Source organism: Armatimonadota bacterium (assembly GCA_029907255.1).
GTDB lineage: Bacteria > Armatimonadota > UBA5829 > DTJY01 > DTJY01 > JAIMAU01.
Map to the genome: position 1 here is coordinate 220,699 of JARYMF010000005.1, position 23,053 is coordinate 243,751.

Here is a 23,053-nt window from a genome sequence, read left to right on the forward strand (position 1 = left end):
GTAAGATTCTGGACACCAGGGATTGTTTATGATATTCTGAATTGAAAGTCAAATGGCAAAGTCAATGCTAATTGGATATTGGGGATGTCCCCCAAGGGAAGTCATTGCCCAGGCATCGCGAAAACATCCATATGATGAATTTATTGATCTCGACGTTGACCTTGGCGCTCCGCCGAGCCACTTGGTGCCTGACGCATACTGCCAAATTATTACCAATATAGTAGACAACGCACTCCATCTCCGCGACCGCCTGCGTTTTATTATCGCGGCCGTTGGTGAAGATAAATGTGACGGCGGAAGGTTTGCAGCGCTAATGCTAAAGGACTTGGGCTTTACAGTCTTTGAAGTGCGAAACCCAAACATGGAACGCAGACCAATTACAATCGCTACATCGGGTCTTCCTTTACGTGAGAAAGTTAATAGAATCATGGACTCAGTTTGCAAGCCAAATCGCAGGGTCTTTTCGCCAGTGAAACCAACGCATGGATTTTGGGGGGTGCCACCCCATGATATGCGGTTGCTGGACCTATTTCCCGATACAACACACGTCTACGGATGGACGCGTTGCGTAGAAGCCGGTGTACCCGCTGATCTCGATTTAGAAATGCAAGTTGACCCGGGCGTTCCTACTGTATTTTTCGCCCAAACATTTTGTGCGAAGACTATGCTTGCACGCTACCTAGCCGAAAAATACAACGGGCTCTATATTGACTGTGACGGTCCAATGACCCACAGCGTGGTGGCTCAGATAACTGCTTTCATTCGACTAGGATGAAATTACCAGATTATTTAAATCAAAGATAAAGCTCTCGTAAGCACCTCAACACGGTAGTTAATGCCCAATCCATTTGAGAAAGTAACATGCCAACGCTGATAGCCGATTGTGGAAGCTCGTGGAGTAAAATAAAAAACCTCGAAGAAGGCAAAATCGTTATCAAGCCAACCTCGCAAATATTGAAGAATCCGCGACTACGTTTTGCCGTCGCCACAGGACACCTGGGGCGTGAGCGTGCCGATAGATATGAAAACGAAATAATCGCTTTAGCCCAAGGTAGCCTAAAGCTCATACCAGAAGAAAATTTTACGGTCGTCGATATTGGCTCGAGGGACACAAAGTTCGTGCGCTTCAATGGTCGAAAGCTCAGGAAAATGGATTGGAATCAAGCATGTGGTGCGAGCACTGGCTTTACCCTTGAACTTTTGGCAAAGTACTATGATTTAGACTTCAATACCTTGCCAGCAAGTGACAAAAAGATTCCCGTGACTTGTGGTATATTTGCTATTGAGCAAATATTCGATACCATAATTAGAGGCGGGTCGCCAGAAGATGCACTTGCCCAATTCATCCATGGCATCGCCTTCAACGTATACAACTTCGCTCAGCGCCCGGAAAAACTCTATGTTTCAGGCGGCCTATGCGCTAATAATTGTTTCCTCGACAGCCTCAGCAAGTATTGCGAAGTAGTCCCTCTCGGCAGGCACGTTCTCTTGGAAGGGCTGTACTAGAAATTTATTTATCTGAAGAACCCCTTCCTTTCATTTAACCACGTTTATTCGTATCTGCCACTGGGTATTCAAAACATCAAAACGTCCCAACAAAGGAGGGAACAACGATGGCATATGGCGAAGCATCAATGAGCATGGAAAACCCTAATGAAGGCAGAGTCATGACGTGCACGGCTAGGGACTGCATGTGGAATGAAAACTCTACCTGCACCGCTGACAATGGGATAATGGTCAACTTCCATCAAGATCATGCAGACTGTACTACTTACTCGCAGAATAAGCACGTTCCAAGTCAGAGCCCAGGCGCAGCACAGCTCTAAATCTAAGGGGGCGGGTAAAGTTCCCGCCCTTTTCATTAAACTCAATCACTATCCGCTAGTTTCCTAAAGTTTCAAACATTCTTTCGCATATTGCACCAGCCCAAGTTCTTGCGCGCCAGTTAACCCAAAAATCAATAAATCGCTTCTGTCTCAACTTCGAAATCCCGTCCGGCTATGCGAACCTTTTCGTCGCCAAAAGCACGGTACAGACGTATCTTGCTAGACCTTGCGATTGGTTTTCCGTCCAAGCTTGCCGCGGTGATCATAGTGGGTGCAGAGAACTTGACGCCTCCATATTCCTCGGCATGGAAAGCAACAAATGTGGGACTTTCGACCAAAAAGCCATATTGGGGAAGGACCGTGTTGCCAGTTCTGAAAGGTTCGCTGCCGTAATTAACGGTAATCGTTACGTTACCAAATTGACTCTTTTCTACCTTGCGGTCTGGCGTAAGAAACTCATGTTTTGTCATTGGCATGTGGGCAGTTATTCGATTTAATGGCGAAAGCACTTCGTAAGTATTTTTGATAAATCTATCTACCGCATTAAGATGCGCCGCCCAACCGCTTTGTTGTGAGAAACAATGCGTATTAATCCTTGCCTTTGGGCTTCTTTCAAAAGTAATTTTGCCCGAAGACAAATTTACCTGACCGATAGTGTAGCGTAAGTTTCCACTCTCATTACCAACCAACGGTACTCTTCCAGTTTCATCCCAAAGGCCAATCAAAATGTCAAACGATCCCTCTTTTCCCTCAGGTATCTCTACTAAATATGGACCATCAATGACGGTCTCCCCTGGTTTCCATGAAGTTGGGCGCACAGGAAGTTTATGGTCATTTTGGAAAGCAATACCCTCTGCCTGTCCTGCCTCGGAGTTACAAAAATGAACAAAGCAATTATAATCTCGTTTTGCTGTAGCTTTTACTTCCCAAGCATATGTGATTTCGAACTTTCGAGGGCCAATCTGCTTTAATTCATGCACAAAAGGTTTTGCTATGCCGACGGTTGGTATCCCGGATTTAAAATAGAGATGTGAGCCAAAATCATATATCGGCATTTCGGCATAAAGAATGTGGTCTAGGATATACGTTGGACGACCGGGAGTTGCTCGGTCACCCTGATGGGTGTAAAGGTTTATGCAATCCCCATAAACCATTTCAAATAAGGGAATTATAATCTCACTCTCATTACTATGCGTCTTATGGCTCATAAGACCTTCGAAATAGTCTGCACATGGAACCGCCCACTCCTGGCCCTCTTCGCTTCCAAATAAGCCAAACATCTCACGAGCATACTCAGAAAGCTTGCGTTTCCAGTACATATCGTCTATCAGCGTCAACGGATGCCTGGGATCCGAACATTCTAACAGTGGCGCGGCAAAAGTCGTATCAATGAAATAAAGGGTTGGCTCAAACAACTTCTTTACGGCTGGGAGATTCTGGTCACGTTTAGCCAACTCAATAGCCTTTTTTGAACATGTTATATATGCTTGACCGCCAGCCCAAACCCCACCTTTTCGCACTGACCCATCGGGATTGCGAAGCAGATAGCTTTCATCCCACGAGGGGGAGTCTCGGTACATGTCCTGATAGTTGTCGTGAAGGCCAAATAGAAACCCCAGATTTCTAACTCTTCTTGCACACTCAGATAGACCTTCATTCCCGCCGCATTCTGGAGCCGCTGGCAATATATCTGGGTGCTGGTTATCATAACCCCTCCGAATCCATCCGGCGAGAACAAACATCGCCCTGTCTATACCGAGGTCATTTTTAAGGTGCTCAGCAATCTGTGCGGCTTCATCAAAAGTATACTGAACATTAACCACTTCCTTATCTGTGTGATTCCATCTGGTTTTTGGCATGACTCTAGAAAGCACAAAGGGCTTAAAGTCTGCAGCACCCAATATTGCCTCAACCTGAGAATTGGCTGTGATTTTTTCTTTCCATGTTCGGAGGAGCCCTCTATCTTTGGCAACCCTTCTATATGCTTTCGCAATCTCGGCATAGCCGCCGTGGCCCAAGACTTCGACTGTAAATGAGTTTGCCGTCTTGCGAAGCGTTAGCGATGCCGATACCATGCCGTGTGCAGGCACTGTTGGTATATCTGGCCAAGTGCGCTCTGCTTCCAAAATTACATAAGGATCATCCCAGTGAACGAGGATTGCCGAGTCGTTCTTGACGACACCGAACATCGCCATGGAATAAGATTTATAGTTGCTGTAAGCCGTGTAGACATTTCTAGAAGGCAGTCCCTCGCCGGCTGGAAACATAATGCCCAGACGATGGGGAATTGCTAAATACCCTTTCTCAACATCAGTTGCCCATAAGCCTCGGTCAAGCAACCTCACACGTTCAACCTTCCAACTTGTCTCTTGAGCGAAATAGCGGAACTCCACGCCTCCTCTTTGCGTCAATCGGAATTCAAAATTTAATACGGGCGGATCACCTTCGAGGTCTGGTATATACTGGAGGCGGATACATTTACTGTCGCTCCCCCCAATTGCAGTCAGCGAATCAATAAGAAAAACAACCGAACTATTACCTTTCTTAAACTCAACTTCACCCAAACAAGCTTTCTCTGGATTCGAATACCAGGTCTCCTTTGTAGCCTTGTCCTTAATAAACCATGCCCCATTCCGCATTGATATTGTGAATGCTAACTTATCATTTTCTATAGTCAATGGATATTCAACGTGGCCCGCAAGCGCATTGCGCCTTCGGAGCATCTCTTCGGTGCTCATAATAGGAGGCTTGTAATTCTTGGCAGAAGCATTCTTTGAAACAATTATCTCGCCGACATACTGATCACAAAACCTTTGCCCATTTGAAGCATACACTCCAGCATGAACATAGTATGTGCCTTCCTTGGCATTTGAAGGAACGTTCAAAATACAGGGGCCATCGGTTATCGCGCGGTCAGGCTTCCATGCGGTTGTGGAAGTTGACGGAAAATGATCAGACTGCGATATGATTGCGTCACAAGACTTTTGCGATTCCAAGTGCAAAAAGACCTGGTAATTTGCACTAGCTGATGCGGTACCCGTGTTTTGGAACTTGAGTGTAACAGATACCTGCCCGCCAGGCTGCACCTCCTTTGGAATTATGTTGGCTTCGATGCACGTGGGCTTGAATGCTGAGTCCATTTTTGCCTCCTGGGCATATGCAGTTGTTGTGAATATTAGTATTAATAATAGCGCTGTTCGCATTGGCAAACCTCCAATTGTAGATTATACATTAACAGACGGTATCCTTTCATGCGATGCTCCCAGCATGCTATACTTAAGTAGTCAGGAGGCGAAAAAGTGGCAGATTTTTTGAGGGCAAAAGGCCTGTTTATCTACCCAAAGTCAATCAGACGTCTCGGCAACGGCGCTGAAATCTTCGTAGCACGCCAGGAGAATGAAAAATTTGTTGGCATCACAAAAGGAAATGATTTTCAGATACTTCCACTTTTATGGGAAAATTACAAGAAATTGAAAGCAATGTTGCCACTCTCCCCAACACCGTGTGAAAAGAAAACATCCTTCGGAACAGGCGACCGACTCGGCATGGTTTCAGCTGCCCACTTGAGCGTACTTTCTAAATATGATGTTTTCCCCGTTATTGCTCAGCAATCACCAAGGGAACTTGCCAAAACTAGCCGCAACTTTAAGGATGTTTTACTCAAAGCAGTCCTTGGCGTGCTGGAATCAGGCTACACAGGCAAATGGGGAGCGGATGCAGACCATATAAAAGACGAACAACAGCTTTTGGAAGCAATAGATGCAGGTTACAGCATGTATACACTGGATATCAGCGATTGGCTGGATTATCCACCCAGACGAACACCCGCCGAACTTTCACCTTTGAGTCGAAAGATTGTTGCAAACTCCTTTAATTTACCGCCCATCTGCACGGCATACAAGATTGATAATGAACGCCTTATAGATTCTGCTTTAATTTATGAGCATGCCCTCAACCTTGTAAAACACTTTCATGAAATTATCAAGGAAAACATTGCAAACTTCGACCTTGAAATTTCAATTGATGAATGCCCAAGAGACACTACTCCAGAAGACCATTATTTCGTGGCTGAATTTTTACATCTAAGCGGCGTTGAATTCACTAGTCTTGCACCCAAATTTCCAGGGCGTTTTCAGAAAGGTGTGGATTTCGAGGGGGACATGGCGGAACTCGCTACCTCACTACGCATGCACGCAACCCTCTGCCGCTCCCTCGGCGGGTACCGCCTAAGCCTGCACTCTGGAAGCGATAAGTTTAGTATTTACCCACTCCTCAGCGAAATCATAGACGGGGCTTTCCACATAAAGACATCTGGAACCAGCTGGCTGCAAGCGGTGAAGGTAATCTCTGAGGTAAACTTGCCGCTATTCCGAGAGCTTTATATGTTGTGTTTAGAAAACCTAGAGGAAAGCAAGAAAGCATACCAAATTTCTGTTGAGCTAAAGTATTTTCCCAAAGAATTACCCAATGATATCCGAGCATTTTTGCAACAGCTAGACGTCCGTCAGCTTTTTCATATCTCATATGGAGCATTATTAGACCAAAAGCGAGAAGAAATATACAAAACGCTTTCTATGCATGAAGAAAAACACTACTCGGAAGTAGCTGAACATATAGAAAGACATCTGAAGACGCTGAAAATAAGGGCTTCAGAGTCCTGACGCTCACTCCCGGGATTACTTCTCGGCTTCTTCTCGCGCAGCCTTTGCTCGGGCTATGTTCTCAAACCAAAAATTCGTGAACTGCTCGAGGGTTGGCGGAACATAGCAAGTATTAATGTAATCCTCTGGCGCAACCCCCTCTGGGTCAAATGCCTTAACCCAATCAGGCCAGATTCTCGCAAGCACGTGTGACCGCTTCTCCCAAATCGAACCTGCAGCTGGCGTTCCGTCTGGATTCATTCCTTCGTAAAGCGTCTTCCAAGAGGTTATTTCTAAGCCTCCTGACTTCTGAATATCAAGCCACATCCGCTGGATATTACCAAAATCAGTCGAGAACGGAACATCTAAGAGATCGGTGTTTTGGTGAAATTTCCGCTTCGAGGCGGTCAATAATCGCGTGCGCTTCAAGCCGCATTTGTTCTCCAAGTGGATGACTGCCCGCTTTGTCGCAAGCGTCCCTGCATGATCAATTGCATCCTCTTCAGCTTCGGGATCAAACTCAATGCCAGCTTTGGCAAGCTCGGCTTTAAACTCTTCTGTGTTCAGCGGAGCGTCGGTCAAGGCTTTAACAGCTGCAGGTTTTATCTCCGTCTTAAACTTCGAATCATCCGGAAGAGCGGCGAGCAGCTTCTCAACTCGATAACATCTAATAGCATCGTTGAATCGGCCAATCATACTTGTGACAACCGACCCACCTTGCCCATCATCAACTTTCTCGCCAGTTCTCCGCTCATATTCTGCTAGTCCCTCTTCCACTGCCAAGCTGGAGGCAACCATCTGTGATACGTCATAAGATAGGGTCATATTGGTAAACATTCGCTCTTTGACAGCATCTGGATACTCCGGGTGGAATCCCGCGTTAAAAGCGCGAACGATGTTTAGCGCCACTTGTGATGTACAAGATATCTTGAAATGGTTGTTAGGCTTGCCTATTCTTGGCGCAGCAATGCTTTCATATGGTTCTCCTGCACCTGCCAAAAGGATATCATCGAATACTTTCATCCGCTCTCCAAGCCTGGCGTATATCTCGCCACCGGCGTAAGCAAGCTTTTTCTCCTCACAATGCCAATCAGGCCTAAGCTGAAATGCAACACGGCCTAGGTTTTTCAATAGGAAGATTGACCTAAGCCCAAGCATTGCATCAACAACAACCCACTCGGTGAAAGCAGTTGCGCCCCAGTCATCAGCCTCTCCTTTCGCAATTTGCTCGCGGGCTATGATTTTCCGAACTTCCCGCCACTTATTTGGAGAGCGCGTTATAAACTTTGTCGCTTCCTCACCCCATATGTTCCCTTTGCCGTCGAGATCATCTTCGCCCATTACAGCAATCGCCGGGTTAGTTGTTCCACCAAGGCTTCCGATTTTTCGGCATCGTGCGGCATGCAGCCCATAATCGTTGAAGAACTGAGTCTTTGTTTCGCCGTTTTCCCATGCTAGGAAAAGTTTGACATAATAGGTCGAAGGTTGGTACAGCTCTTTAAAGCATTTGAGAAACTCTCCTGTCGAAGAATACGGATCTATGCCCGTTCGCTTTTCCCAATCCTTCGCCCACGCTATGAATAGGTTGTCCCCTTTATTGACAGCCAAGTCCTCGGTTTTGAAGTAATCAAGCACTGCTCTTGCTGCGTTGCTATCTGCCTGCTCCCAATCCTCAAGCAGTCTTGCCGACGCACTGTAACAAGTTGCAACAGTAGACTCAGGGAGTATTTCTGTGCCATGCAGGTTGGTGTTCTGCAAATTGTGGTGCAGCTCAACAATTGAATTAAGGGAATCAGCAACTCCAAGAAGAAATGCAATTGAGTTTGCCCGAGTTTCAAGATTTCCACAAGGAAATGCTTCATCCAAAGCCAGCGCAATGGAGGCAAGTCGAGATGGGAAGTCACATGGTTTCGTGAAGAAAAGGAGTTTTTGGCGAGCGACTTCCACTGCCCAACCTGGCATCATTGGCTTAACCCGTGGGTCTCGCTCGAGAATCAGGTCGACTATCACCTGCGATGCTTCATCAAGTGAGCCGCCTCCACAACACGAACAACAAGTTCCACCTTTCTTACCTACCAACCCTGAGTCTTGAATGGACATAAAGAGTTCCTCCTAAAGCAGTCTTGGTTCGTTTGAAAAATGGACAAATTTGAGCGGCAGCACCTTCACCATATGGTTTCTAGGTCTGCCGCCCTTAAAAGTATACTCAGCAATGGTTTAAAGTGTCAACTTCGAGAAATATTTAATCACAGAAACCATTATTTCACCTAAAAAGCTTCAAATTTTTCCCTTCCCCCAAACAAAAGGTTATGAAAGCATCTCTGGCGAAATGGTCGTAAGGTACACAAACTGCACCAAGCAATTTTAAGGAGGAATTTGAATGAAGGCAGTTGTGCTAAAAGAGAAGGAACGCCTTGTGGTTGAGGACGTTCCTAAACCAAAGCCTGGCAGAGATGAGGTATTGGTGCGGGTAACCGACTGTGGAATATGCGGAAGCGATATCCGCTACTTTCACGGCGAGAATCCATGGTCACAGCACACTCTTGGCGAAACTAGGGCCAATCCGCCAAACATAATCCCTGGCCACGAGGTCTCTGGCGTAGTCGAAGAGGTTGGAGAAAATGCCGATAGGTCCCTAATTGGCAAAAACGTTGCTGTTTTGTGCTTTAAGGCATGCGAAACTTGCTGGTGGTGTCGCAGAGGGGAGCGTGAGCTTTGTCCCAACACGAAGCATCTCGGTCATGGCGCTGGGTGGGGCGATATGAACTACTACTACGGTGGTATGGCGGAATATGTTCCTGTCTGGGCTACCCATGTATTCCCCCTACCAAACCACATCTCCAACAGTGAGGCAACCTTATTAGACGCCCTTGGGGTTGCCGTTCATGCAGTTGAACTTGCAAAACCAATTGCCGCAGAAACTTGTCTCGTAATGGGCACAGGAGTAATCGGCCTTCTGGCAATTCAGGTGCTAAGGGCTTATGGCGCGACAGAAATCATATGCGCCGATATTGACGCTCGGCATCTCGAACTTGGCAAAATGCTTGGTGCCGATGAAGCCATTAATGTGCGAACTCAACGCTTACATGATGTAATCATGCACACCACCGAAGGGATTGGAGTGCGCATAATTATAGATACAGTAGGGCGTCCACTGGATGAGATGCTTCCAATCCTTGCACGTGGTGGGCGAATGATAGAACTAGCTGTTCATGACCGAAATGAGAATTTCAACCGTTTATTCACCGCGGGCCAAAGGATGATTATGACTTCTGCAAACTTCAAATATGAAGAGTGGCCGATTGCCCTTGAGCTTCTCTATAGTGGACGCATTCAAACAAAACCGCTCATTACGCATCGTTTTCCAATAGAGCAGGCAGACGAGGCATTCAAAATTGCCGACAAAAAAGAAGAATCTGGGGCAATAAAGGTAATTATTAATCCATAACCTAAATTGCCTCTAAGTGAACAGTTTCATTGGTCACTGTTTTTGACGTGCTGGTATCGAAAAATGCTCAGTTTTAGCCTTTCGAAATTGACTTTGGCAAGGAATATGGAGTTAAGAGCCTGCAATCATTAATAAAAATGTATCCGCGTCCGGTCAGTATTTAGAAGCAAGCAATCTAACTAAATTCTGCCTCGCACGATCAGCAACAGTTGGGTCGTTTGGAGAATCGAGGACGGATTTCACCGTGCTAGAGATTACTGTCTTATCCACGCCAGCTTTTCGACATAACTCAAGAAGCGCATAGTCTTCGATGCCTCGCCGCCAGGCCTCCCAGCGCCGCCCAGTTATTACGCAACCATCTCCATAATAGAAAAGCGATGGGTCATAGGCAGCTTTAGTTTGGTGCCGGTTCCATGGATCGCCGTAGTGCTGAGTTGCAGTCCAGTAGCCGAATATACCATTTAGCCCTTGCGAGTAAGCCCACCAGAATTTCCAAAGGTAATGGCTGTATGAATCCTGAGCTTTTTCGTTTGCTCCCTCACTATAAAAATAGAACCCTACTGGCTCGCCTGTAGCTTTTATATAGTCTATCTGGTCTTTAGCTGATGCCGAGTTTAACGACTTAAAGTGAGGAATCCACCAATCTACGTACTTATCTGCCACTTTAACCTCGGCCAGATTTGAACCAACTGTGTCTTCGACAATTTGAACTTTGGGATCAACCTCTTTAACCAAGCGAGCAATTGTCACAAAACGGTTGTCAATAGACTCATCCAATGGATTGACAACATAGTCATCATATGAGAGCCCTAGCTTTGCAAGCTCCGCAATCATCTCGCTAATTATCTTTTTGAAAGCGACACACCAGCCAGGCGAGCCAAATCGCCCGTTGAACATTGGCCGCTCGGAATATTTCTCCCAGATATCCAAATTAATATAAAGCTTCCTACCAGGCTTCCAAACGAGCTCCACCTGTCGCCGGAACTTCCCCCAATCCACTGGTTCAAGGAATTCTCCGCTATCGCTCGCCTTTGGTCTAGGCATATAATGGAGGCCAGAAATCATGAAAACACGAATGCCATGGTCCACCATTGTCTCGATATACTCCTTCTCAAGGCCAAGGCGGACAGCATCGCCCAGAAAATCCCACGTAAAAGCTAGTGGATGCGGCATTTCAATTTGGGCGGAGACAACATGGATGTTGAATTTTACCCGTTTATCCGCCTTTGAAGCTGTCAACGGACTAATAATAAGCTCGCCTTCAAATTCCCCACCTTTTACGCCCTTGATATTCAACCATACTTGGCGGGTCTCACCTGGCGGAATGATAATCTGTCCAATGGGGTCGGGAGGCACAAGGGCATCAGGAAAAGGACGGCCATCTGCGGTTCTAACGAAGGTAGGAATCAGAATCTCCACCATCACGCCTTCGAAGCCTTCAAGGATAAGGCGTGCCGCCAATGTCTCATCAGTAAAATTGCTAACCATCAAAGCCTTTGACTCAGTCTGTCCAGCTAGGACAAAGACATCAATTGAAGCAGTATCCCTCACTACGCTAGAGGTGTCTTCATTAGCTGAAAAATGCCTCCACGGGGTGGTCTCCCACACTAGATATTCGCAAGTCTTACTAGATTGGATTCTCTTTTCTTGTTTTGCCAGCTCGATGCCATCCGCCCCAAGGGAGCCAAACAAAATTTTGCCGAAATATCCTGGAGCATCGAACCCTCCCATTGTGGGCAACCAACATGAAAGCTCTTTGGACGGCTGCTCCTCACGACAAAAGTTTCCATACCAAAAAGCACCCGGCTTGGGCGGCATGCTCAATCCTAGTTCACTGAAAGGAATCTTTATCTCAGCTTTCCACAGCCTGTCGAATACACAAACCTTTGCCTCCCAACGGGGGTTCCAAATATGCGGATTGTTTCCAATCGCATCATATTGGGTACCGCACACATTGAGAATGAAATGCAAATAACTCAGCCGGTCGCCTTTTATATCAAGGAACACCTCAACGCAATCGTCGTTCCATAAGTTTCCATCACGCTCTTTCACCAATGCTTTCACGGCTTTCATATTTGTTTCGTTGCACGTGAAGGCAATATAAAGCGCTTTGTCGTCAAAAAGGAGTCGGACCTCGGTTTGATTTTTAATATCTCCCTCCCCCAAATAATGCTTAAACGAAGAAATCTTCCCCGCCCGTGCCCAAGCTGGCTCGCTAAGTCGTCCGTCAATTTTTATCTGAGATTTCATGCGTGGAACAACAACTTCTTTGCCTACTGCTCCACGTGATGGAATGCCTTCGGCAAATAGGAAGCCTAGAAGTAAAAAGACCGCGATTTGTCTCATGGATAATCCTTTTGCGATAGCTCGACTGAAAGGAATTGAAAACTCTTAACTTTCCTCCAGGGAGCTATAGAAAATTATTTGATAGGCTATCTAATTTATTTAATACTCAATGCCAGTCACCAACTTCGCGGAGCAAGTTCCTACCATAACATCAGGCTTTCCCGCAGTAATCCAAGAGACTGCACCGATTCTAGCAAAGGCGAATATTCGAGGCCAAAGTAGCCAGTGTATCCCAGCGAATCAATTTCAGCGATTATGTCATGGTAGTTCAGCTCACCAGAGGTAAGCTCGTGCCTGCCAGGAACACCTGCTGAGTGAAAGTGACCAATGATATCGATATACTTGCGAATTGTAGAAATTATGTTTCCTTCCATGATTTGCATGTGGTAGATATCGTAGAGTAGCTTCACATTTGGACTGCCAACCGCTTTGACAATCTCTGCTCCAAGAGCGCTCGAGTCCAAGAAATATCCGGGATGGTTTACTAATGAGTTTAGAGGTTCAAGTAAGAGAGTAATGCCTCCATTCTCAGCAATGGGTGCCGCCTCTTTGAGGGTATCAATAATAGTTTGTACTTGCTCCTCTTTTGATTTTCCTGGCTGGCAATTGCCAGCACACGTGATAATCATTCGGCAATTTACAATCTTAGCAAGTTCGACCACCCGCTCCAAACGCTTTAGATACACATCGCGTTCTTCAGGGTTTATCAGGCTTCCTCCGATGCTTCCATCCGGAGAATTGATTACGAAAGCTGCAACTGATACGCCAACCTTTGCACATGCATTAGCAATATCCCCAAATGCCTTCTCCTCAGCCGCTTTGTTATTATTGTTCTGCCCAGCAAACCAAAACTCTACTGCGGGATATCCGAGCTTTGCAGCCTGGTTTATTCTTTCCAAAAAAGGGAATTCGGTTAGTAACTTCTCTATACAGACGCTTGGTGTGGCCATTTGGGAACCTCCTGAAGAGCTGTAATCGTATACATGATAACTGCCGACAAAGCGATTTGCAAGCGTTTTGCAGTTTTTTAGAAGAGAGATTGAAGTTTCTAAGGGGAGAAGAGTCCAAAACCTCCCCTATTCGCGAAGCTTTGAGATAAATCCAAACAAGGAAATGACAGTAGCAGCAATTGCAACAGCTACAATGGTTTCAAAGTAGATTGTTCTAGGCCAATTGAACAATCTCTGGAGGCTTAGTATTATAACTGCACTGGCAGCCGAGATTATGACTAAATAGAACCAACGCATGCTTGCCATGAATATACCATTCCCAAACTACAAGTAGCCTCGACTAGCTACTTACCAAAGTGGAGTAAGGCAATTAATCATTAATATACCAAACCTTTAAATAATCGGGCAAGCATAAAATTCCTCATCTCTAGACATTGAAGGGCTCTTCAACCATTGTGCCATCGGATTTCTTCACCAGTGCTTCAATGCGTCCCTGGGCTTCCGTAAGCTGTCTTGAGCATTCGCGAGCAAGCTTGATTCCCTCTTCAAACAGCTCAAGCGATTCGCTTAGTGGAAGTTCTCCTTGCTCCAGCTGCTTAACTATCTCTTCAAGCCGCTTAATGGCGGCCTCGAAGCTTATCTCATTGCCTTCAGCCATCCTCGCCCCATCCTTCCTTAATTTCTTTAATCTCTGAAACCAACCGCCCATCCGAAATAAGAGTTTCCGTGCTATCTCCAACCTCTACGTCTGATATTTTCTTAACCAGCTGCCCATCATGTCTGACTATCGCATATCCTCTCGATAACACTTGAAGCGGACTAAGCGCATGAAGTTTTGCCGTTACCTCACCTAGTCGTGCACTACAATTGCTGATTTGCCGGTCGAGGCTGTTTGCGAGCCGCATTGTTAGCGTATCCAAAGCTTGCCAGCGCTCCTGAACTAATACCTCGGGATGTGCGAAAACCCGTGACTTCATCATCATGTTAAAGCAAGCTTTTTTATTCATTATTAGAGCGGTAATAGCAGATTTCATTGCATCACTAAGCGTCGAGATTCTCGACAATATTTCGTCCTTATCAGGCACAACAAGTTCAGCAGCAGCCGAGGGAGTTGGCGCACGCAAATCAGCGGCGAAATCGGCAAGTGTAAAATCTGTCTCATGTCCGATTGCAGATACAACGGGCTTTTGACAAGCGCATATTGCACGGACTACACTCTCCGAATTGAAGGTCCACAAGTCTTCTATCGAGCCACCTCCGCGGCCAATAATAATGACGTCAACATCTGGTATGCTTTCTGCGAGCTTTAGCGAATCTACAACGCTAGCTTGCGAGTCTTCTCCTTGCATAAGCGTTGGGATAAGGATAATGTTAATACACGGCAGTCGCCTGACAGCAATGGTAAGCATGTCTTGCAGGGCGGCACCCGTAGGCGACGTAATTAGCGCAATACGCCGCGGGAATTCGGGCAGTTGCTTTTTTCTGCTCTTGTCGAAAAGACCCTCTGCCTGGAGCCTCGCTTTTAACTGTTCGTATGCTGTAAATAACGCCCCTATGCCGTCAGGAGTGACCTCGCTGACCACAAGCTCGTACTGGCCTTGCTTCTCATAAACCGTCACTCTGCCATGGAGTATGACACTCATGCCATCGGCCAGGTTGAACTGCATGCCACTAGTAGAGTTCCGCCAGATTACACACCTAATTAGTGCATTTTCATCCTTAAGAGAGAAATATATATGGCCAGAGGTATGTTCTTTAAGGTTGCTAACTTCGCCACGGACCCAAACGTCCGCAAATAAGTCTTCAGCCTCAATCACCGCTCGGATACAACGGGTTAGCTCTGTGACGGTGAGAATGCTCATCCCTTGTGGTGCTTTCGGTTGATTTTCAGGGAATACTTCAAACAATCTACAGGCTCTCCGTGTGTATTCTTCTGTCAGTATAAATGGCTGGCTATTCTTGGTCAAGCAACTGTTTGGACTATGACATAGGATTCATGAAGAGAATATGGCGGTGCCGCGCCGCTGACCTTTCCATGCATTGCAATTGAAAGAGGAGTTTTTGCGGGTTTATTGAAAGGATGTTAGAATTTGGAAATGCTAAACTACATATTACTCCATCGTTCTACCATTCAATTACTCTGTGGCTTCAATTCTTATCTTTTCCAGCCAATCCTCAAGACCTTTAAGAATCGAATCAGCAAGCTTCTGGCGAAATTCCTGCGTTGCAAGAAGAGCTTCCTCATCGGGATTGGACATAAATGCACCTTCAATAAGTACAGCTATCATGCGATGCGGCCGAATAATCGCAAGGTTTGAATAGATATTTCCAAACCCAGGCACACCAACCTCTAGTGCCCTCCTGTATATGTATTCCGATAGCTCCATTGCCTGTGGGTGGTACCAGTATGTACTTACACCTCGAGCTTTGATTGGGTCTGCAGAGCTAGGCACCGAATTGTTGTGAATGGAGATTAATATATCCGCTTTGGCGGCAGCAGCTATAAGAGGACGTTCGTCAAGCGAAACGGTTACATCTTTGGTTCGAGTAAGAACAACCCGTGCGCCTTTCTTCCTCAGCTCTCTTGCCAAACGACGGGTAATATCCAAGTTGACCTCTTTTTCCATGAGGCCGCCAGGCCCAATTGCGCCGCTCTCTCTGCCTCCGTGGCCAGCATCAAGAACAACCACAAGGTCGCGCAAAGGTGAATATGGTGGCGCTGCAAGTTTCGGTGCCTTCTTGATTTCAAGCACTAGCGCCCCATCCTCGTAATGGGCATCGTAGCCCCAAAGATGCTTCTGATTTAAGACAACCCTCAACCGGTAAACATCCTTTGCCGGCTGAAGCCACTGAAGTTCTTTTATCATCCCATCAAGTTGACGGCTAATCCAATCAGTATCTGAATACCCACCGTAAATAGTGAGTTCGATTGTCGGAGGAGCGACGGTTTCGGTAATTTCAAAAGGGAGTTTTTGGGATACTCCCAGGTTTATTTTCACTCCATAGTCCGATGGAATTACACTAACAGTGCCAATCGCCGCTCTTGGAATTGGAGTTCCAGCCGGAAGAATCCTCACCGCTTCATCATAGACCCAACCCTCTTTACCGCCAGGCATTGATAGTCTCAGCATATGCCCCACCCTGCCTGTTACTTCGGCAACAATCCCAGAAGGCCAAATCATATCCCATGCGCCGTCTGGAGAGCTTCTGACAATAGCACGCCGTCCAGTAACTTCAGCTATCTCGGGAATGCGGCTGGAGCGAACACTAAGCTTGCCTGAAGCAAACGCCGTTTCAGTCAACTTGCCATCGGTGAGCGCAACCTTTATCTGCGCGCCCTTAAGATTGTCGGAATTCGTGATTCTATAGGACCCCTTATAGAGTGACCATCCATTTGAACCTTCGGCTTCTACCATAGCCACATTATCACTCAGCCCCTCAATGGCAAAGCTTGCGGTGCGACCAGGTGTTCCGCGGAAGGAAACAACAACCTCATCTCCAGGCCGAAACTCCAAGTCGCCACTAGGTTCAATTGATTCCTTTAGGATTTCCACGCCCGCTGGGTCAGGCGGAGATGGAACCGTGCAAGTAACCCTCAGTACAACCTCCGCAGTTTGTCCATCGAGGGTTGCTGTCGCCCTCAGAGTATTTTCGCCAGGGACGAGGTCCACAATCCCAGCAAAAGTGCCTGACGAATGAACATACATCTCCTTGCCATTCACCATGACCTTCGAGTTAGGTGTTGCTTTGCCGGCAATCCGAATGCGCTTAGAAGAAATGCTTGCGCCATCTTCAGGATAATTGAGACTTATGCTGGGGCTGGCGATAGACTGTACTGAAACCACAATCGTCAAAAGGAAAGCTGCCACCAAAAATACTATGTTCATAGCGTCCTCCGCCCATTAGCAAAATGAGAAAGAGTAAAGCAATCCCCTCTAGGTCAACTCCAGCTTACTCAAGAGGCGGGAACATGTCAAGCGATTAAGTTGGAAGTAACCAATTCTAGGTTTTTGGTGCAGTAATACGGGGTATTAACTCAACAGAATTTCACGGGAGTACAGCCTTGATAATCACACTTACGTTAAATCCGGCCGTTGACCAGACACTGCTAGTACCAGAGGTAAGGCTGGGCGAAACTAATCGCGTTCGTGCAACCGATATTGATCCAGGCGGGAAGGGACTAAATGTTGCACGGATGCTCAAGCGCCTAGGCAGACCTGCAGTCACAATTGCGCTTGTAGGCGGACCAACTGGTCATTATATCCGCCACCGATTGGAACACGAAGGTGTCGAAACCGACCTTGTTGAGATTCGAGGCACAACGCGCATTAACATCAGCATCCTGGATGAGTCCTCCGGCATCCAAACAAACTTCAATCAGGAGGGAGCTGAAATTGACCCTACAGACCTTCTCGCTGTAGAAGCGAAAATAGCAGGATGGCTTCAAGAAATGGACGTAATGGCAATGGGTGGCAGCTTACCGCCCGGAGCACCTTCTGATACCTATGCGAGGCTTATCCGATGGATAAACGAATCAGGCATTAGGACCGCGCTTGACTCAAGTGGAGAAGCATTAAGAGAGGGAATAAAAGCTCAGCCATACCTCATTAAACCAAACATCCGCGAGGCACAAGACCTCCTTGGCCGAACGTTGACAACCGACGAAGATGTAATCGCCGCCGCGGAAGAACTACGTTCCCGGGGCATCTCGGTTGTAGTAATTTCGATGGGCAAAAGAGGCGCAATAGCTGTAGATGAAAAAGGTGTGTGGAAGGCAATATCTCCAAACGTGAAAGTGGGCAGTACAATTGGTGCTGGTGACTCTATGATGGCCGGTCTTGTCATTGGCATTGCCGAACATATGAGCTTGCCCGACAGCCTCGCACTCGGAACGGCTGCCGCTACCGCAACAGTAATGAACGAAAGGACTGAATTAGGAACGCCAGATCAAGTTCAAGAACTACTTCCTCTGATTAGAGTGGAGAAAATAAAATGATTAGTTCGCGCCTAATTCAAAAGATACTGGTTGCCACCGACGGTTCAGAGCCGTCTTTGAAAGCAGCTCAATACGCCGCAGAAATTGCAAAATGTAACAAAGCTGAGGTTACTCTAATTTACGCTGCAGAAGCCACTAGTGTAACTGAATTTGTTAGGATGGCATTTCCACTAAGTGAACCATTAAGCAAAGATATCCATGAGACAGGAATGCTAATCATCGAACGAGCGAAAAAGCCATTTCTCGAAGCCGATATCGCCGTCCGCTCAAAAATTATTGAAGGATTTGCTGCTGATGTTATCCTTGATGAAGCTAAATCTGGGCATTACGACCTAATAGCAATGGGAAGTCGCGGGACAAGTGGCACACTGAGGCGCGTATTCCTTGGGATTGGCAGTGTGGCTGAGCGTGTGCTTGGCAGCGCACCTTGCCCCGTCCTAGTGGCTCGGACATAGTTGGTTTAGTTGAGAACACAAAGGAGGTATACCAATGCCTCGTGAAGCAGTAACAAACGAGGAATTGACCGACGAGGAAATTGCCCGTCAGGTGATGGAGGCAATTGCTTGGGACAGCCGCGTCCACTATCCCGAGGTGCGCGTTACTGTGGAGGGCGGCGTCGTGTATCTTTCAGGCACCGTTGAGAGCTTTGCAGAAAAAAGCGCCGCCGAGGAAGATGCAAGCCGCCTTGCTGGTGTGACTGAAGTGATTAGCAACATAGTTGTGCGTCCGCAAAAGCCGGTCAGCGATGAAGAGATAGCCGACAATATCCGACGAGCACTCAAGAGGGACGTTCGCGTTCGAACAGACGACATATGTGTTAAGGTTGAGAATGGCGTTGCGACCTTAGCCGGCGAAGTAGTAACTCCGATGGAGAAGTGGGCGGCGCTTGACATTGCAAAATACACATATGGCGTCGTTAGCGTTGTGGATAAAATAGCGGTGCTGCCATCGGAATCAGTGTCAGATCATCTATTAGAAGAGCTGATTAAAGCCGAGCTCACACGGGTTCCAAGACTTGACCCGCGGGGAATAAACGTAACAGTCAAAGAGGGAATCGCTACGCTGAGCGGAACAGTTGACTTTTTCTACCAGAAAAAAGAAGCTGAGCTAGCGGCGCTAGGAACGCCAGGCATACGCAGTGTTAAGGAGGATTTAAGCGTTAGATGGAAAAGAAGCTGATAGTTCTTGAGGGCGGTCAAGCAAAGCAAAATAACCTCATTGTTTTTTTTGAAGCCGAAGATTGGGAGGACGAATTCATTCGAACAAGCCGCCTAAAAGAATACAATCCTCGGCTTTACCGCGAGCGACTAACCGAAGATACAGCAGTCCTGGCTGAAGATGCAGAAATCGTGTCAGTCTTCATATATTCCGACCTCAAGAAACCAACGCTTGACAAGTTACCAAAGTTACGAATGATCGCTACCCGCTCGACAGGTTACGACCACATTGACCTTCGAGAATGCGAGCGGAGGGGAATTGCTGTAGCGAATGTCCCGTTTTACGGCGAAAATACAGTTGCCGAACATGCCTTCGGACTGATTCTTTCTCTTTCTCGCAAAATTCACAAGGCAACAATGCGCACTTCGCGACTTGACTTTTCGCTTGAGAACTTGCGTGGTTTCGACCTGAAAGGCAAGACCATTGGCGTCGTCGGAGCCGGAAGAATTGGTCTGCATGTAGTACGCATTGCTAAAGGATTTGGAATGGAGGTTCTTGTATATGACGTTCGCCAAGAACCACTGCTAGCAGAGGTTCTGGGATTCACCTATGTCCCGTTCGAGGATCTCCTTCAGCGCTCGGACATTATAACTTTGCATGTTCCTCTCACTAATGCAACTTATCATATGATAAATAGCAGCAATATAAATCTCATCAAGCATGGAGCAATTTTGATAAATACCGCTAGGGGAGCAATAGTCGAGACGGAAGCTCTCCTAACGGCACTCGACCAAGGCATTCTAAGTGGTGCGGGACTCGACGTCTTTGAAGGCGAAGAATCAGTGAAAGAAGAAACTGCCCTGCTGGTTCAAAAGCTGCCACGTGAGAAACTCCGAGAAATACTTTTAAGCTATGCCCTTCTCCACCGTGACAACGTTGTTATCACACCTCACATTGGATTTTATTCCGAGGAAGCTCTTCTTCGCATAATGCAAACAACAGAAGAGAATATCATGAGCTTCTTAGAAGGAAAAAAGATAAACCTAGTCGCAGCATGACACAATGGGGATTGGGCCATCGTTTCATCCCTAATCCCCATTGTAAACATGCATATTTTACTATTTTAATATCCTCTCTTCAGGGCCACTAGCTGCAATGCGCTCTTCCTCTTCTTTCTCCTCTGGCCTTTCCTCTTCAGGGGCTTGACCGTATTCTTTGACAACCTCTGCAAACTGCAGAAGCTTTGCGTCTGCACGGCCGAGAACTGTATCTGGAGGGTAATTTCCCTTTAAATCTCTCTCTCCCGCTGGAACACCTGTAAGAATCTCTATCCCTTCTTCTATTGTTTTAATGGGCCAAATATGAAACTTACCTTCCCGCACAGCATCAACTATTTCTTCCTTCAGCATTAAATGGCGAACATTTTGATGTGGGATGATTACACCTTGTTCGCCTGTTAGACCCTTTGCTTTACAAACGGCGTAGAATCCCTCAATCTTTTCCGTCGCACCACCAATTGGCTGAATCTCGCCTTTTTGGTTGACGGAACCAGTAACAGCAATTCCCTGCTTGATTGGAATATCAGAAAGACTTGACAGCAAAGCGTAAAGCTCCGCGCTTGATGCGCTATCTCCCTCGACACCTTCATATAACTGTTCAAAGGTGAGACTCGCGCTAAGGGTGAGAGGCTTATTATGCGCAAATTTCGATCCCAGATAGCTTGAAAGAATCATGACTCCTTTGTTGTGAATAGGCCCGCTGAGTTTGACTTCGCGCTCAATGTTAACTACCCCAGCCTTGCCAATAAATGTCCGAGCCGTGATTCTTGAAGGCCGACCGAACGTATAGTCGCCAATTTGGTAAACGGAAAGACCATTCACCTGGCCGACGACAGCGCCATCGGTATCTATCATTATTACACCCTGTTCTATTAGCTCTTGGATCTTTTGCTCAATCAAATTCGAACGGTAGACCTTCTCTTCAATTGCTTTTTGGACATCTTCTGCCATGACAACGGCATTGCCATTTTTGCTAGCCCAGAAGCTCGCCTCGCTAACTAGGTCTGCAATCTCAATAAACCTGGTGGAAAGCTTTTCCTTATCTGAAATTAAGCGCGAACCATATTCCACTACTTTCGCCACTGCGCTCTTATGGAACGGCCGGAGATTGCATTCTTTCACTCTAGCTGCGATAAACTGAGCATATTTTTCAATGTTTTCATCTGTGCGCTTCATCTCGATATCAAAGTCGGCTTTTACCTTGAAAAGCTTGCGAAAATCTTCATCCACTGCGTAGAGTATATGGTAAACCAACGGACTGCCGATTAGAATAACTTTAACATCCACCGGGATTGGTTCTGGTTTCAAAGTTGATGTAGGAATCAAGCCATAATATTCTGCGATGTTCTCTATACGTACTTCGCCGCTCCGAAGCGTGCGTTTTAATGCGTCCCACGACATTGGGCTAAGAAGTACATCAAGGGCTTGCAATACCAAATAGCCGCCGTTTGCCTTGTGGAGCGCGCCAGCTTTGATTTGCGTAAAATCTGTCACCAAAGCCCCCAACCGCGCCTTGAAGTCTACGCGACCAATCAAGTTGTAATAAGTGGGATTGTTTTCAACTACAATCGGCGCGCCCTTTTGTTCCGAGTTATCAACAATAAGATTTACACTATATCGCTCAAAAGATGGCCCTGCTTGAAGTTCTTCAAGGCCAGGAATTGAAACCTTTGCTTTCTCGGGTGCCTTGAAATCTTCCAAATGGTCCATCATGTCATCTCGCACTTGCCCAAGGTATTCAACAACTTCCTCATGCTCCTTATACTTTTCGAACAACTCATCCAGAAGATGACCTATTGCGAACAATGCAACTTCACGGTCAAGACGGGCAATTCGCTCACTAGCTTCTTTCTCCAATTTTCTCGCCTTGGCAAGACTCTGCCGAATCATTTCCTGGAGCTTTTCACTACGCCTCTGAATCTCTTCCTTTACCTCATCCGGCAAGTGCTCGAATTCCTCGCGTGAAATTGGCTTTCCATGCATTAGAGGAACAGTGATTATACCAATTTGCGTTACCTCCATTGCCAAGCCCATCTGTTCAGCTTGTTTCTGCAAATCAGCAAGCATTTTTCCACGTTGCTGCTGAACCTCATTTAAAATTTCATTCTTCCGCTTTTCGTAATTTTCGTCCTCAAATGCTCGAGGGATTTCCCTTTTCGCCGCCTCCACAAGTTCGTCCATGTCTCTAACAAGCTGAGTCCCCATCCCAGGCGGCAGAAAGATGGCGTTTGGCTTGTCTGGCTCCTTAAAGTTATTCACGTAGCAAATGTCATTTGGCACGGGTTCGGTTTTCGCCTGCTCCGCAAGAAACGCCTGAACCGTCGAATTTCGACCAGTGCCTGTAGGACCCGAGACATAGAGATTGAAACCACGCATTTTAATATCAAACCCAAAGTTAAGAGCATTAACACCCCGGTCCTGACCGACTGTTCCCTCAAGCACAGGTATGTCATTGGTTGTCTCGAATCTTAAGGTATTTGGGTCACAAAAGCGTCTTAACTCATCTGCAGAAACTTCGGTGTATCTAGTAGCCATTGGTACTCCTCCCATTTCTCACGCTTCCTGTAGTTTGCCTTAAACTCAGCATTATCTTGGCCAACACTATTCATATACCAGTTACCCATCACAAAT

General features: G+C 46.6%; 18 protein-coding genes. 9 read left to right on the plus strand and 9 right to left on the minus strand.

What is annotated here, in order from left to right:
- The first annotated feature begins 52 nt into the window (after positions 1-52).
- The 3 genes from QHH26_06230 to QHH26_06240 all read left to right on the plus strand — a co-directional run bounded on the left by QHH26_06230 (position 53) and on the right by QHH26_06240 (position 1,826).
- Positions 53-775, plus strand: a complete 723-nt coding sequence (locus tag QHH26_06230) for a hypothetical protein (GenBank protein ID MDH7481557.1) — start codon at positions 53-55, stop codon at positions 773-775.
- Positions 776-861: 86 nt separating this feature from the next.
- Positions 862-1,506 carry a BadF/BadG/BcrA/BcrD ATPase family protein gene (locus QHH26_06235; GenBank protein ID MDH7481558.1) on the plus strand — a complete coding sequence of 215 codons (645 nt, stop codon included), beginning with the start codon at positions 862-864 and terminating at the stop codon, positions 1,504-1,506.
- Positions 1,507-1,613: 107 nt separating this feature from the next.
- Positions 1,614-1,826: a hypothetical protein gene (locus QHH26_06240; GenBank protein ID MDH7481559.1), complete on the plus strand. Its 213-nt coding sequence runs from the start codon at positions 1,614-1,616 to the stop codon at positions 1,824-1,826.
- Between the two features lie 131 nt (positions 1,827-1,957).
- On the opposite strand, the gene QHH26_06245 is transcribed toward QHH26_06240, so the two are convergent.
- The gene (locus QHH26_06245; GenBank protein MDH7481560.1) at positions 1,958-4,966 is read right to left on the minus strand and encodes a DUF5696 domain-containing protein; all 3,009 of its coding nucleotides are present in this window, start codon (positions 4,964-4,966) and stop codon (positions 1,958-1,960) included.
- 159 nt (positions 4,967-5,125) lie between these two features.
- On the opposite strand from QHH26_06245, the gene QHH26_06250 reads away from it, so the two are divergent.
- A complete protein-coding gene (locus QHH26_06250) occupies positions 5,126-6,487 on the plus strand; it encodes a tagaturonate epimerase family protein (GenBank protein ID MDH7481561.1) in 1,362 nt (453 codons plus the stop codon).
- Positions 6,488-6,502: 15 nt separating this feature from the next.
- On the opposite strand, the gene QHH26_06255 is transcribed toward QHH26_06250, so the two are convergent.
- A complete protein-coding gene (locus QHH26_06255) occupies positions 6,503-8,566 on the minus strand; it encodes a hypothetical protein (protein MDH7481562.1) in 2,064 nt (687 codons plus the stop codon).
- Positions 8,567-8,846: 280 nt separating this feature from the next.
- On the opposite strand from QHH26_06255, the gene QHH26_06260 reads away from it, so the two are divergent.
- The gene (locus QHH26_06260; protein MDH7481563.1) at positions 8,847-9,914 is read left to right on the plus strand and encodes an alcohol dehydrogenase catalytic domain-containing protein; all 1,068 of its coding nucleotides are present in this window, start codon (positions 8,847-8,849) and stop codon (positions 9,912-9,914) included.
- Between the two features lie 153 nt (positions 9,915-10,067).
- Here QHH26_06260 and QHH26_06265 read toward each other — a convergent pair whose 3' ends face one another.
- From QHH26_06265 to QHH26_06290, 6 genes are all read right to left on the minus strand, one after another.
- The gene (locus QHH26_06265; GenBank protein ID MDH7481564.1) at positions 10,068-12,260 is read right to left on the minus strand and encodes a carbohydrate-binding family 9-like protein; all 2,193 of its coding nucleotides are present in this window, start codon (positions 12,258-12,260) and stop codon (positions 10,068-10,070) included.
- A gap of 140 nt (positions 12,261-12,400) precedes the next feature.
- On the minus strand, positions 12,401-13,210 hold the full coding sequence (locus QHH26_06270; GenBank protein ID MDH7481565.1) for a TIM barrel protein: 810 nt from the start codon (positions 13,208-13,210) through the stop codon (positions 12,401-12,403).
- A 126-nt stretch (positions 13,211-13,336) separates the two neighbouring features.
- Positions 13,337-13,516, minus strand: a complete 180-nt coding sequence (locus QHH26_06275) for a hypothetical protein (GenBank protein MDH7481566.1) — start codon at positions 13,514-13,516, stop codon at positions 13,337-13,339.
- 121 nt (positions 13,517-13,637) lie between these two features.
- Entirely contained in the window at positions 13,638-13,868 is a 231-nt protein-coding gene (locus tag QHH26_06280) for an exodeoxyribonuclease VII small subunit (GenBank protein MDH7481567.1), read from the minus strand.
- Positions 13,861-15,117 carry an exodeoxyribonuclease VII large subunit gene (xseA, locus tag QHH26_06285; GenBank protein ID MDH7481568.1) on the minus strand — a complete coding sequence of 419 codons (1,257 nt, stop codon included), beginning with the start codon at positions 15,115-15,117 and terminating at the stop codon, positions 13,861-13,863. The genes QHH26_06280 and xseA overlap by 8 nt, the downstream gene beginning before the upstream one ends.
- A 228-nt stretch (positions 15,118-15,345) precedes the next feature.
- Complete coding sequence (locus QHH26_06290) at positions 15,346-17,097, minus strand: N-acetylmuramoyl-L-alanine amidase (protein ID MDH7481569.1); 1,752 nt, start codon at positions 17,095-17,097, stop codon at positions 15,346-15,348.
- A gap of 176 nt (positions 17,098-17,273) precedes the next feature.
- On the opposite strand from QHH26_06290, the gene pfkB reads away from it, so the two are divergent.
- Genes pfkB through QHH26_06310 form a run of 4 tightly spaced genes read left to right on the plus strand, consistent with a single transcriptional unit; the run spans position 17,274 to position 20,422 of the window.
- Positions 17,274-18,206 carry a 1-phosphofructokinase gene (gene pfkB, locus QHH26_06295; GenBank protein MDH7481570.1) on the plus strand — a complete coding sequence of 311 codons (933 nt, stop codon included), beginning with the start codon at positions 17,274-17,276 and terminating at the stop codon, positions 18,204-18,206.
- Positions 18,203-18,661, plus strand: a complete 459-nt coding sequence (locus QHH26_06300) for a universal stress protein (GenBank protein ID MDH7481571.1) — start codon at positions 18,203-18,205, stop codon at positions 18,659-18,661. Before pfkB ends, QHH26_06300 begins: the two co-directional genes overlap by 4 nt.
- A 34-nt stretch (positions 18,662-18,695) precedes the next feature.
- On the plus strand, positions 18,696-19,385 hold the full coding sequence (locus tag QHH26_06305; GenBank protein ID MDH7481572.1) for a BON domain-containing protein: 690 nt from the start codon (positions 18,696-18,698) through the stop codon (positions 19,383-19,385).
- Positions 19,370-20,422 (plus strand): hydroxyacid dehydrogenase, encoded by a 1,053-nt coding sequence (locus tag QHH26_06310; GenBank protein MDH7481573.1) that lies wholly within the window; start codon positions 19,370-19,372, stop codon positions 20,420-20,422. The genes QHH26_06305 and QHH26_06310 overlap by 16 nt, the downstream gene beginning before the upstream one ends.
- Before the next feature lie 60 nt (positions 20,423-20,482).
- Here QHH26_06310 and QHH26_06315 read toward each other — a convergent pair whose 3' ends face one another.
- Positions 20,483-22,957, minus strand: a complete 2,475-nt coding sequence (locus QHH26_06315; protein ID MDH7481574.1) for an ATP-binding protein — start codon at positions 22,955-22,957, stop codon at positions 20,483-20,485.
- Between the last annotated feature and the right edge of the window lie 96 nt (positions 22,958-23,053).